Consider the following 12,345-nt stretch of genomic DNA (forward strand, 5'->3'; position numbering starts at 1 on the left):
GCCTGCTCGATGATCTGGCCGTTGGCCATGAAGATCACGCGGTCGGCCACGCTGCGGGCAAAGCCCATCTCGTGCGTGACGCACAGCATGGTCATGCCGTCGTCGGCCAGGCCGATCATGGTGTCCAGCACTTCCTTGACCATCTCCGGGTCCAGCGCCGAGGTAGGTTCGTCAAACAGCATGATCTTGGGCGTCATGCACAGGGCTCTGGCAATCGCCACGCGCTGCTGTTGGCCGCCCGAGAGCTGGCTGGGGTGCTTGTGGGCCTGCTCGGGGATGCGCACGCGCGTGAGGTATTTCATTGCGGTGGCTTCGGCTTCTTCCTGGCTCATGCCGCGCGAGCGCATGGGCGCCAGCGTGCAGTTTTGCAGGATGGTCAGGTGCGGGAACAGGTTGAACTGCTGGAACACCATGCCGACTTCCTGCCGCACCGAATCCACATTGCGGCCACCGGCCGTCAGGTCGATGCCGTCGACCACAATGCGGCCTTTTTGCACGGTCTCCAGCCGGTTGATGCAGCGGATCAGCGTGGACTTGCCGGAGCCCGACGGGCCGCAGATCACAATGCGTTCCCCGGCCGCCACGCTCAGGTCGATGTTGGTCAGCACCTGAAAGCTGCCATACCATTTGTCCACCGCCTCAATGCGGATGATGGGTTGGGCCGTAGCCGGTGAAGCGCCAGGAGATTGCATTGTGTCAGTCATGAAAGCACCGTTGTAAGCACAGAGGCCAGGGTTACTGCAGTTTCGGCAGGTCGGTTTCCAGCCACTTGCGGTACAGCTTGCCGAGCTCGCCGTTGCTCGTGTTCTTGGCCACGAAGTCGTCCACGGTTTTGAGCAGTTCAGCCTGGCCCGGGCGCATGGCCACGGCCATCACCTGCTGGCGCAGCAAGAATTTGTTTTCGTAGGTGTTGGCCGGTGCGCGCTTGTCAATCTGCGCGGCCACGGTGGTCGAGCAGCCAATCGCGTCGACCTGGCCCGACATCAGGGCCTGCATGGCCGACGCGTCGTCGTCGAAGCGGCGGATCTCTGTGCCTTCCGGGGCAATGGCGGTCAGGCCCACGTCCTGCGTGCTGGCGCGGGCCACACCCACGCGCGCACCCTTGAGGTCGGCCGGGGTTTTGAGGTTGGCTTTTTTGCTGCCGTACAAAACAATGCTGGCGGCAGAGTAAGGCTTGGAGAACTGGACCTGCTTGGCGCGCTCGGGCGTGATGGCGAGCGAGGCCACCAGCAGGTCCACCTTGTTGGTCAGCAGAAAGGGAATGCGGTTGGGGCCGGTCACGGGGACGATGTTGACCTTGACGCCCAGGTCCTTGGCCAGCAGGCGCGCCACGTCGGCGTCGTAGCCGTCGGGCTGGTTGCTGCCGTTCATGGTGCCGTAGGGCGGAAAGTCCACCAGCATGCCGATGGTCAGCTCGCCTTTTTTCTTCAGGTCGGCCACGGTTTGCGCGCTGGCAGCCGGTGCCCAGGTGGCCAGGGCGGCGCCCAGGGCCAGCGCGACAGCGGTGCCGGTGAATACGCGGCGTTGCAGGGATTTGATCATGGTGATGTCTCCATTAAATGGGTAAGAGTGAATGGGAGGGGTGAGCGGGAAATTGCAATGGCCTTGGCAAGCTCAAGCGTGGACAGGCCTTCTGATCAGCGGGTGAGTGCCGCGGCATGACGGCGCTCCATCCGTGCGGCCAGCAGCGACAGCGGCCAGCACAGCACGAAATAAATGACCGCGACCACGCTGAACACGATCAGCGGCTGAAAGGTGGCGTTGTTGATGATCTGCCCGGCGCGCGTGATCTCGGCAAAGCCGATGATGGCCGCCAGCGATGTGCCCTTGATGATCTGCACCAGGTAGCCCACGGTGGGCGGCAGGGCAATTTTGAAAGCCTGCGGCAACACCACATCGCGCATGCGGTAGGCATAAGACAGGCTCAGGGCTTCGGCCGCTTCCCACTGGCCGCGCGGAATGGCCTGGATGCAGCCGCGCCAGATTTCACCCAGGAAAGCGCTGCTGTTCAGGGTCAGGGCCACGCCCGCGGCAATCCAGGGGTTGATGTCAAGGCCCAGCACCGGTGCACCAAAGAAAACCAGAAACAGCTGCAGCAGCAGCGGGGTGCCCTGGAAGATCTGGATGAAACCGCTTGACAGCGTGCGCAGTGCCGGGCTGTCGCAGGTGCGGCACAGGGCAATGATCAGCCCCCCCATGGCACCGCCCATGAAAGCGATCAGCGACAGGGACACGGTCCACTTGGCCGCCTCAAGGATGAAGAGGAATTCAGGAAAACCGAAGGTGCGCATTATCGACGGTCCGGGTAGTTCAGATTCCGCTGGTAAATCACGCGGAACAGGGCGGAAAACGACAGGGCCAGCAGCAGGTAGATGACGGTCACGACGATGTAGATCTCAAAGCTGCGAAAGGTCTGCGATTGCAGGTTGGCGGCCACCGAGGTCAGGTCGTCCGCCGAGATGGCCGACACCACACTGGAGCTGAGCATCAGCAAAATGAACTGGCTGGTGAGCGCCGGGTAAATGGCGCGCAGGGCCGGTTTCAGGATGACGAAGCGAAAGATTTCGTGGCGCTTGAGGTTGAGCGCCAGCCCGGCTTCAATCTGCCCCTTGGGGATGGACTCGATGCCGGCGCGGATGATCTCGGTGGCATAGGCGCCCAGATTGACCACCATGGCGGTCAGCGCTGCGGTGTAGGCCGACCAGCGCAGGCCCAGCGCGGGCAGCGCAAAAAAGAAGAAGAACAGCTGCACCAGAAACGGCGTGTTGCGGATCAGCTCAATGTAGGCATTGATCAGCAGGCGCAGGAACTTGGGCCCCGATGTTTTGCCCCAGGCACACAAGATGGCCACGACCAGGCCGATCAGCATGGCCAGCAGGGACAACTGGATGGTGCTCCAGGTGCCTTTGAGCAGCAGCGGCCAGGCTGCAAACACATCACCGAATTGAAACGTGTAGTTCATGGGTTGGCAGTCATGCCGGTAAGGCGCGCCTGCGAGGGGGTTGCGGGGTGAAAAGCTTTCTGTTCAAGCCTCAGGGTCAAGTGGGGTCGGAGGACTCGCCAAATCTCTGAAACCGGTTTCTGAATTATAAGAAACCGGTTTCAGTTTCGGTCTAGGGATTACCCTGATTGCTGGGGAGGCGGGTGTGGATGCGGTGAGGGCTACCCAGGCCCTTGGGTATGCCGTGCGGGCGCGGGCTGCGACGAGCCGCGCACCATCAGGCTGCCCGGCAGCAGGATTTGCCGCGGTGGCAGGACCAGGCCCTGCAGGCGCTCGATCAGGCAGGCCGCCGCGACGCGGCCCAGGTCATCCGTCGGCTGGGCAATGGTGCTCAGGCCCGGACCCACATAAGGCGACCATTCGGTGTCGTCAAAGCCGACCAGCCCGACGTCCACGCCAAATTGCCAGCCCAGCCGCGCCATGGCGGCCACCACGCGCAGCGTGACCACGGCATTGCTCGACACCACGCCGGGCAGGCGCTGGCTGGCCCCTTTGCCCGCGCGCTGATCGGCCCGCCTGCGCAGGCTGCGCAGGGCGTTGTCCAGCGCTTCGGTGTCATCGGCGGTGCTCTCAAAGACCTGGCCCCGCACATCCTTCATGTTCGGTGCGCCCTGGTCCTGATGGATGAAGGCCTGGAAGGCCGCCTCGCGCTCCATGCGCGAGCTCACGTTCCTGATCGGTTCAGACACGAACAGCAACTCGCGGTAGCCCGCTTCCACCAGGTGGCCGGCGCCGAGCCGCACCGCGCCGGCGTTGTCGAGCGAGACGAAATCGGCCTGCATGTCGGTGTGCCGGCGGTCCACCAGCACTACCGGCCTGCCGTGGCGGGCCGCATCGGTGGCCGCCCCGGCATCGCGGCCCAGCGTGTTGAGAATGAAGCCCTCCACCTGGTAGGACGACAGGGCCTCAATGGCCTCGCACTCGCGGCGGCCGTCATTGCCCAGGTTGAACAGCATCAGCAGGTAGCCGGCGTCATGGCAGGCTTTCTCGGCGCCGCGCAGCACCGCCACTGAAAACGGGTTGGTGATATCGGCCACCACCAGCCCGATCAGGCGCGAGCGGCCTCGCTTCAGGGCCTGGGCCATGGGGCTGGGGGAGTAGGCCAGGGCGGCAATGGCGACTTCAACACGCGCCGCAATGTCGGGCGTGAGCAGCCTTTCGCGGTGGTTCAGAAACCGCGACACCGTGGCTTTGGAAACCCCGGCCTCGCGCGCCACGTCGTCAATGGTGGCCCGCCCGGCAGGCAGTGCTGGCGCTGTGGCTTTTGCTTTGGAAGGTTTTTTCGGTGGCATGGGGCAGGGCTTGGGCTGGAGCTTTGATTGTGAAACCAGTTTCAGTTGAATGTTAGCACCAGCGTCTGCACCGATCCAGTGTCGGGTGGCAGGGTTATTTGCTATAGATTTAATAGCTGATTGCGCCGATGTTTAACGGGCTTGAGGATTATTTAGCATTAAAAATACCCGTTTCAGAGTGCTTGCGGCTGATGCGGCTGATCGTTTGCCGGGTACCTGCAGAGCTGAATTGACGATCCGGTGTGCCGGGCTTACCCTCGCCCTAACCTTGCGGAATTCTGCACACACGGCACCACGCTTCATGACCCGCCCGACCCGCCCGCCCAGCACCGCTGCACACATCCACACCCGCTGCTGCATTGCCGGCGGTGGTCCGGCCGGCATGATGCTGGGCCTGCTGCTGGCGCGCGCCGGCGTCGACGTGCTCGTGCTGGAAAAACACGCCGACTTCCTGCGCGACTTTCGCGGCGACACGGTGCACCCCTCGACGCTGCAGGTGATGCACGAGCTGGGCCTGCTGGAGGCGTTCCTGGCGCGCCCGCACGACGCCGTGCGCGAGCTGCGCGCCATGATCGGCGACACCGAGGTGGTGCTCGCCGATTTTTCGCGGCTGCGTGCGCAGTGCCAGTTCATCGCACTGATGCCGCAATGGGAGTTTCTCAACTTCCTGCGCGACGAGGCCGCGCGCTACCCGAGTTTTCGCCTGCTGCTCGATGCCGAGGTCATAGGCGTGCTGGAATGCGCCGGCCTCGTGGCGGGGGTCAGCGTCATGACGCCGGAGGGGCCGCTGGAGGTGCTGGCCGACCTGGTCATTGGCGCCGACGGCCGGCGCTCGGTAGTGCGGGAGGTGGCCGGGCTGAAGGTGCGCGAGCTCGGTGCGCCCATCGATGTGCTGTGGATGCGCATGCCCAAGGCGTTCGGTGACCCGCTCACGACCGGCGGGCGCATCAGCGCCGGCCGCTTTCTCGCCATGCTCAACCGCGGCAGCTATTGGCAATGCGCCTATGTGATCCGCAAGGGCGGCATCCGGGCCGTGCGCCTGCGCGGGCTGGAGGCGTTTCGCGCCGACCTGGTGGCGATTGCGCCGCTGTTTGCCGACCGGGTGGAGGCGGCGCTGGCGAGCTGGGACGACGTCAAGCTGCTGAGCGTGAGCGTGGACCGGCTCGAACGCTGGTGGCGGCCCGGCCTGCTGTGCATCGGCGATGCCGCGCATGCGATGTCGCCGGTCGGCGGCGTCGGCATCAACCTGGCGATCCAGGACGCGGTGGCGGCGGCCAATGTGCTGGCCGCGCCGCTGGCCGATGCGGGGCTTAGCGCCGAAGACCTGACGCCGCTGCTGGCGCACGTCGAGCGGCGCCGGCTGTTTCCTACCCGGCTCACGCAGGCGGTGCAGCTGGCGGTGCAAAACCGCGTCCTTGGCCCGGTGCTGGACAGCAGCCAGCCGCTGGCTGTGCCCTGGCCTTTGAGGTTGATGAAGCGCTGGCCGTGGCTGCGCTCGCTGCCGGCCTATGCGATCGGCGTGGGGGTGCGGCCCGAACATGTGCATTCACCGGACCATGGGAAAGCGCCATGAATGCGTCGCAGGCTCATTCGCGCGACGCAGCCGGGGCGCGCAGCGCCTGCGTCAGGTGCGCGAGGCAATCCAGGACGAGGGGGCGGTGCAGCCGGGCCGGTCCGCGCACCATCAGGGCAATGCGCCGCGTGATGGCCGGCGTGCCCAGTGCCCGCACGCACAGGCCCTGGGTCGGCATGCCATGGGTGTACAGGCGCGAAATCACGCCCACCGCCAAGCCGCTGCGCACCAGGCTGAACAGCGATTCGCTGTAGAGCAGCCGGTCGGCCGCGTCCAGCGCCACGCCTTGTTGCCGTAGCGTGGCCAGGGCCAGGTCGTAGGTGCTGCCGCGCGCGAACAGGGCCAGGCGTTCGCCCTGCAGGTCGCGCCAGCGCAATGCCCGGCGCCCGGCAGGCGCTGCCAGCCGGTGTTGCTGCGGCAGCACGGCCACCAGTTCGTCGGTGGTCACGCGCACCGCCTCGATGCCGGCGGGCAGGTCAAGCTCGGCGCCCAGGGCGATGTCGATTTCGCCGGTGTGCAGGGCCGCCACCAGGTCCTCGTTCAGCGGGTCGCGCAGCGTGAGCGCCACATCGGGGTGCCGGCGCGCCCACTGCGCCAGATGCGGCGCCAGCAGGTGCATGGCGCTGGGCAGGGCGGCCAGCCGCAGGCTGCGCGTCTGGCTCGTCAGCGCCCGGTGCATGTCGCCCACGCCCTGGTTAAAGCTGTTGAGCAGCCAGGCCACCTGCGGCTGCAGCGCCGCGCCGGCCGGCGTGAGCGCCACATGGTGCGTGCTGCGCTCCAGCAGCGTCACGTCCAGCAGCCGCTCGAGGTCGCGGATCGTGGCTGACAGCGCGGGCTGGGTCAGTGCCAGGGCCTCGGCGGCACGGCTGAAGCTGCCGTGCTGCGCCACCGCGTGAAAGCCCCTGAGCTGCCTGAGCGTGGGCTGGCGCAGGTTGGTGGCGGGTTCCGGGTTGAGTTTTGTCATACAAAAACTTAATGAAGTTATCAAATTAAATCATTTCACTTATGACAAGTCCATGGCTACGATGCCCCCATGCTGACCCTGCCTGACTTCCTGCTGGCCCTGCCCAAGGCCGAGCTGCACTGCCATTTGCTGGGCACGGTGCGGCAGGGCACCTTCACCGATCTGGCGCGGCGTGCCAATGCGCCGCTGACCAGCGAAGACATCGAGGCCTTTTACACCCGCGGCGACAAACCCGTGGGCGTGCTGCGGGTGCTGCGCGCGCTCGACGCCTGGCTGCTGAAGACGCCCGACGACCTGCACCGCATCAGCTACGAATACCTGCAGGATGCGGCGGCCCATCAGGTGCGCTACGCCGAGTTTTTCTGGAACCCCACCGGCACCGTGCGCGATTCCGGCATCCCCTATGCCCAGGCCCAGGCAGCGATCGTGCGCGCCATCGCCGACGCGCAGGCCGATCACGGCATCATCGGCCGCCTGGTGCCGGCGATAGACCGGGAAGCCACGCCGGCCGAGGCGCTGCAGATGGTGCAGTGGATGACCGAGCACCGCTGCGAGGAGGTGATTGGGATCGGCATCGACTACCGCGAGGTGGACAGGCCGCCCGAGCTGTTTGTGGATGCTTATCGCGCAGCGCGCCGCGCCGGGCTCAAGACCACCGCCCACGCGGGCGAGTTCGGCATGCCCTGGACCAATGTGCAGACGGCCGTGGAGCTGCTCAAAGTAGACCGTATCGACCACGGCTACACCGTCGTCGACAACCCGGCTTTCGCGCGGCAGTGCGCCGAGCGGGGCATCGTGTTCACCGTGGTGCCGACCAACTCCTACTACCTGCGCACGCTGGCGCCCGAGCGCTGGGCGCTGGACCACCCGATACGCCAGATGCCCAAACTCGGCCTGCGCATTCACCCGAACACCGACGACCCGACGTTGCACCATGTGACCCCGACCCAGGCCTGGTTGATGATGCAGCGCGACTTCGGTTTCACGCTCGACGACTTGCGCGGCTTCATGCTCAATGGCCTGGACGCCGCCTGGATCGACGACAGCACGCGCCGCCAGTGGCGCAGTAAATGGGGCGCCCGCTTTGACGCGCTGCGCCAGAATGTTGAACCTGTACAAGGAACCTGACCATGTTGAAACCGTTTGCCCTCTCCCTCGCCGCCGTGGCTACCCTTGCCGTGGCGGGCGCCACTCATGCGCAAACCGCCTGGCCAGCGGCCAAGCCCATCACTATCATCGTGCCCTTCAGTGCCGGCGGCAGCGTGGACGTGACGGCGCGCCTGATCGCGCAAAAACTCGGTGAGCGGCTCAAGCAGTCGGTGGTGATCGAGAACGTGGCGGGCGCTGGCGGCACCATAGGCGTCGCCAAGGCCGTCGCCGCCGCGCCCGATGGCTACACGCTGGTGATGGGCGCCGACAGCCCGGTGGCCATCGCACGCCTGATCAACCCGGCGGCAGTGAAGTACGACACGCTGAAAGACCTGGCACCGGTGGGCCTGGTCAACACCGCGCCCATGGTGCTGGTGGCGCGGCCCGGCCTGCCGGCCAACAACCTGGCCGAGGTGCTGCAGCTCGCGCGGGCCCAGCCCGGCAAGCTCAGCTACGCCACCTCGGGCGTGGGCACGGTGTTGCAGCTGGCCATGGAGACGGTCAAGGACCAGGCCAAGGTCTACATCACCCATGTGCCCTACCGCGGCGGCGCGCAGATCGCCACCGACGTGATTGGCAACCAGGTCGATCTGGCGATGCTGATCAGCATCAGCGCCACGCCGCACATCCTCGGCAAGAAGATGAAGGCCATCGCGGTGACCAGTGACAAGCGCTTGCCGACCCTGCCCGATGTGCCGGCGCTGGCCGAATCGCCCGGGTTCAAGGGCTTTGACTTCGTCGCCTGGACCGGGCTGTTTGCCCCGGCGCAAACGCCGCCGGCCGTGATCGAGCGGCTGAACCGCGAATTGAACGACGTGCTGAAGTCCGATGAAGTGCGCGCCAAGATGCTGGAGCAGGGCGCCCTCGGCGGCAGTGGCAGCGCGGCGGAACTGGGGCGCTTCGTGCAGCGCGAGCAGGCGCGCTATGCCCGCATCGTGCAGGCCGCCAACATCAAGGAATAAATACGTGGAATAAGCGGCCTGCGGCTCAGCCTTTTTCAACCGGCCGCGCCGGGTCGCTGCACCATTCGCTCCAGCTGCCGGCGTACAGGCCGGCGCGGCCCAGGCCGGCAATCTCCATCGCCAGCACATTGGGCACGGCGCTGACGCCGCTGCCGCAGTGGTGCACCACGCTGGCGGGGTCGCGGCCGGCCAGCAGCGCTTCAAACTCGGCCTTGAGCTGCGCGGTGGGCTTGAACTTGCCGTCCGGGCCGATGTTTTGCGAAAACGGCCGGTTCAGCGCGCCGGGGATGTGGCCGGCCACCGGGTCCAGCGGCTCGACCTCGCCTTTGAAGCGGGGTGTGGCGCGCGCGTCGATGATGGTCTGGTTGGGGCGGCCAAGGTTGGCTGCGACGGTTTTGGTAGTGACCAGTGCAGCCTTTTCAGGGCTCAGGAAGAAGCTTGACTGAAAGTGCGAGGGCTCTTCACCGCTGGCCACCTGGCCCCCGGCGGCCTGCCAGGCCTGCAAGCCGCCGTCGAGCACGGCCACGTTCTGGTGGCCGGCCCACTTGAGCATCCACCACAGGCGGCCGCAGTAGTTGGCGCCGTTGCGGTCGTAGACCACGGCCTGCATCTCGTTGGTAAAGCCCACGCTGGAGAGCCAGGTGGCGAATTTTTCCCGGTTGGGCAGCGGGTGGCGCCCGCCCGAGGCGGGCTGGTCGGCGCCGCTGCTGGCGGTCAGTACGCCGTGGGCGCCGGGCACGCCGTGTTTGGCGCTCAGGGCGGTGTCCAGGTTGGCATAGACGGCGCCGGGGATGTGCGCTTCCAAGTACTGTTGCTCGCCGACCTTGGGCTGCATCAGTTCAAAAGTGCAGTCAAACACCATGCAGGGCAGGCCGCTGCGAATCAGGGCCTGCAGTTGCTCGCTGGAGATCAGGGTGCTGTAGTTCATGGTTGTTCCTTTGGGGCAGATGCAGATCAATGCTCTTCAGCCGGTGCATTGGGCGCGGCGCGTGTCCTCAGGACCGTGGCGGCAATGCCGCTGAGCACGATCAGGGCCATGCCCAGCCAGCCTATCCATTGAATATGATCGCCAAACAAAACCACGCTGTAAACAGCGCCAAACACAATACCCGAGTATTGCAAATTGGCGACAAGCAGCGTGCCGCCCGGAGTTTTGGCGTGGGAGTAGGCACGCGTCATGCACAGCTGGCCGAGCGAGGCGAGCACGCCCACGGGCAGCAGCCACAGGGCCGGCATCCAGTGCCATTGCGAGACGCCTGTCAGCGCCATGCCCAGCGCGCCGGCAATGGCGGAGCCCACCGCAAAATAAAACACCGTGCGCGACTCCGGCTCGCCCACGCGGGCCAGCGCCATCACCTGCATGTAGGCAAAGGCCGCGCCCAGCCCGGAGAGCAGGCCAATCAGGCCGGCAAAGATCTGGTTCTGCTCGATGGTGGGGCGCAGCATCATGACCACGCCGGCAAAACCGGCCAGCACGGTCAGCACCAGTGGGCCTTGCAAGAAAGGCGCCCCCACGCTTGCCGCTTTGCGTGCTGCGCTGCCCCCCGGGGGGGCGCTCCCGCCTTGGGGCGGCCCTGCGGCGTTCGGACCAGTGCCCGGCTTCAAGGGGTTCCAGGCCAGCAGCGCGCCGCCGACCAGAAAGGCGGCAATCCAGACGCTGCTCATGTAGTTGAGCGTCATGGCGGTGGCCAGGGGCAGCTTGGCGATGGCGTAAAACCAGGCGCCCAGCGACACCACGCCGATCAGGCTGCGCCAGGCATGCATGCCCGGCACCGTCGTGCGCAGGCTGGTGCCCCGGCTGCGCGCCAGTGCCGCCATGAAGGCCATGCCGATCAGGCCGCGGTAAAACACCAGTTCGGAGCTGGTGAAGTATTCCGACGCGAACTTGACACACACGCCCATGGTGGCAAACAGGAGCGAGGCCACCACCATCCACAAAGCTTGCATAGCGTGTCTTGTCTTGAAATTTATAAGAAAAGAGGTTCTAGCCCAGGCAGAATGTGCGCAAGAAGCTATCAAATAAATAGCATATTGCGCGCCAGGGTGAAGCGGCCCGGCTCACCACCTCACAGCATCTGCGTGGTTTTGCTGGCGCCCATCTCGCGGCGATACCACTCGTGAAAGTGCTGCATGCCGTCTTCCATGGGGCTCTGGTAGGGGCCGAACTCGTTGTCGCCGCGCAGCATCAGCGCCTTGCGGCCGGCGTCCATGCGCAGGGCTATTTCGTCGTCTTCGACGCAGGTTTCCATGTAGGCGGCCTGCTGCGCTTCAATGAATTCGCGCTCGAAGGCGCAGATTTCCTCGGGGTAGAAAAACTCGACCACGTTGAGCGTCTTGTCCGGCCCCTGCGGGTGCAGCGTGCTGACCACCAGCACATGCGGGTACCACTCGATCATCACGTGCGGGTAGTAGGTCAGCCAGATCGCGCCGTACTTGGGCGGCACGCCCTTGCGGTACTGCAGCACCACGTCATGCCATTTTTTGTAGGTGTCGGTGCCGGGCTTGCCCAGCTTGTCGGACACGCCCACGGTTTGCACCGAGTAGTTGCTGGCCAGCTCCCAGCTCAGGTCGTCGCAGGTGACGAAGGCGCCCAGCCCGGGGTGGAAGGGGCCGACGTGGTAGTCCTCCAGATAGACCTCGATAAAGGTCTTCCAGTTGTAGTTGCACTCGTGCAGGTGCACCTTGTCGAGCTGGTAGCCTGAAAAGTCCAGGTCGGCCCTATGACCTGATGACTGGCCCAGCCTGGCCATGTCGGCGGCAATGTCGCGGCCGTTGTCTTCAAACACCAGGCCGTTCCAGGTGGTGGTCTGGTAGCGGTTCAGGTTCAGGCAGGGGTCGATCTGGAAGTGCGGCGCGCCGATCAGCTCGCCGGCGGTGTTGTAGGTCCAGCGGTGCAGCGGGCAGACGATGTTGCTGCCGGTGTTGCCGCGGCCCTGCAGCATGGTGGACTGGCGGTGGCGGCAGACGTTGGAAATCAGCTCGATGCCCGAGCCGTTGCGCACCAGCGCGCGGCCCTCACCCTCTTGCGGCAGGGCGTAAAAATCACCCAGGTTCGGAACTGCCAGCTCATGCCCGACGTAGCGCGGGCCATGGGCAAACAGCTTTTGCTGCTCCCGCTGGTAAAGCGCGGCATCAAAGTAGCTGGAAATCGGGAGCTGGCTCGTGGCCTGCAATAGACGAAGGCTTAGATCAGACATGCAATTCCAGAGGACAGTACCACCCCGGACAGGTTTTTGAGCGGTAAATTGGAGGGAGACAGGCAGGACGGCAACCCAAAGGTGCTAGTGTGGTGTTGCACGCTATCCGGCACATAAAACCGCGTCTTTTCGTCCATGACGGCGTTGCAAATCCGCGCAATAGCGGGGCTATTGCTGTGGTTTGCGCCTTGTCCTGAACAAAAATCC

At 65.3% G+C, this 12,345-nt stretch carries 13 protein-coding genes; 3 read left to right on the forward strand and 10 right to left on the reverse strand.

All coding sequences use genetic code 11. The features are described 5' to 3' along the window. The 5 genes from V6M61_RS11940 to V6M61_RS11960 all read right to left on the reverse strand — a co-directional run. Positions 1–692: amino acid ABC transporter ATP-binding protein (locus tag V6M61_RS11940; RefSeq protein WP_332776799.1), on the reverse strand; the 692-nt coding region annotated here is incomplete at its 3' end. A 43-nt stretch (positions 693–735) separates the two neighbouring features. Further along, positions 736–1,542 (reverse strand): transporter substrate-binding domain-containing protein, encoded by an 807-nt coding sequence (locus V6M61_RS11945; RefSeq protein ID WP_332776800.1) that lies wholly within the window; start codon positions 1,540–1,542, stop codon positions 736–738. Between the two features lie 95 nt (positions 1,543–1,637). Continuing rightward, positions 1,638–2,291, reverse strand: a complete 654-nt coding sequence (locus tag V6M61_RS11950) for an amino acid ABC transporter permease (RefSeq protein WP_332776801.1) — start codon at positions 2,289–2,291, stop codon at positions 1,638–1,640. Beyond that, positions 2,291–2,962 carry an amino acid ABC transporter permease gene (locus tag V6M61_RS11955; RefSeq protein WP_332776802.1) on the reverse strand — a complete coding sequence of 224 codons (672 nt, stop codon included), beginning with the start codon at positions 2,960–2,962 and terminating at the stop codon, positions 2,291–2,293. Before V6M61_RS11955 ends, V6M61_RS11950 begins: the two co-directional genes overlap by 1 nt. 200 nt (positions 2,963–3,162) lie before the next feature. Further along, positions 3,163–4,293, reverse strand: a complete 1,131-nt coding sequence (locus V6M61_RS11960; protein WP_332776803.1) for a LacI family DNA-binding transcriptional regulator — start codon at positions 4,291–4,293, stop codon at positions 3,163–3,165. A gap of 301 nt (positions 4,294–4,594) precedes the next feature. Here V6M61_RS11960 and V6M61_RS11965 point away from each other — a divergent pair, with 301 nt between their 5' ends. Then, positions 4,595–5,866, forward strand: a complete 1,272-nt coding sequence (locus V6M61_RS11965) for an FAD-dependent oxidoreductase (protein ID WP_332776804.1) — start codon at positions 4,595–4,597, stop codon at positions 5,864–5,866. A gap of 13 nt (positions 5,867–5,879) precedes the next feature. Here V6M61_RS11965 and V6M61_RS11970 read toward each other — a convergent pair whose 3' ends face one another. After that, positions 5,880–6,830, reverse strand: a complete 951-nt coding sequence (locus V6M61_RS11970; RefSeq protein WP_332776805.1) for a LysR family transcriptional regulator — start codon at positions 6,828–6,830, stop codon at positions 5,880–5,882. Positions 6,831–6,899: 69 nt separating this feature from the next. Here V6M61_RS11970 and add point away from each other — a divergent pair, with 69 nt between their 5' ends. Continuing rightward, positions 6,900–7,958, forward strand: coding sequence for an adenosine deaminase (add, locus tag V6M61_RS11975; RefSeq protein ID WP_332776806.1), 1,059 nt, complete (start codon positions 6,900–6,902; stop codon positions 7,956–7,958). Positions 7,959–7,960: 2 nt separating this feature from the next. Beyond that, positions 7,961–8,941: a Bug family tripartite tricarboxylate transporter substrate binding protein gene (locus V6M61_RS11980; RefSeq protein WP_332776807.1), complete on the forward strand. Its 981-nt coding sequence runs from the start codon at positions 7,961–7,963 to the stop codon at positions 8,939–8,941. Between the two features lie 25 nt (positions 8,942–8,966). On the opposite strand, the gene V6M61_RS11985 is transcribed toward V6M61_RS11980, so the two are convergent. The 4 genes from V6M61_RS11985 to V6M61_RS12000 form a co-directional block, all read right to left on the reverse strand. After that, on the reverse strand, positions 8,967–9,869 hold the full coding sequence (locus V6M61_RS11985) for a sulfurtransferase (RefSeq protein WP_332776808.1): 903 nt from the start codon (positions 9,867–9,869) through the stop codon (positions 8,967–8,969). A 26-nt stretch (positions 9,870–9,895) separates the two neighbouring features. After that, a complete protein-coding gene (locus V6M61_RS11990) occupies positions 9,896–10,888 on the reverse strand; it encodes a DMT family transporter (protein WP_332776809.1) in 993 nt (330 codons plus the stop codon). A gap of 119 nt (positions 10,889–11,007) precedes the next feature. Then, on the reverse strand, positions 11,008–12,138 hold the full coding sequence (locus V6M61_RS11995) for an aromatic ring-hydroxylating oxygenase subunit alpha (protein ID WP_332776810.1): 1,131 nt from the start codon (positions 12,136–12,138) through the stop codon (positions 11,008–11,010). After that, positions 12,126–12,345, reverse strand: a 220-nt coding sequence (locus V6M61_RS12000; protein ID WP_332776811.1) for a hypothetical protein, incomplete at its 5' end; no start/stop codon positions are given. The genes V6M61_RS12000 and V6M61_RS11995, both read right to left, overlap by 13 nt.

Source organism: Polaromonas sp. (genome assembly GCF_036676035.1).
Taxonomy (GTDB): domain Bacteria; phylum Pseudomonadota; class Gammaproteobacteria; order Burkholderiales; family Burkholderiaceae_C; genus Polaromonas.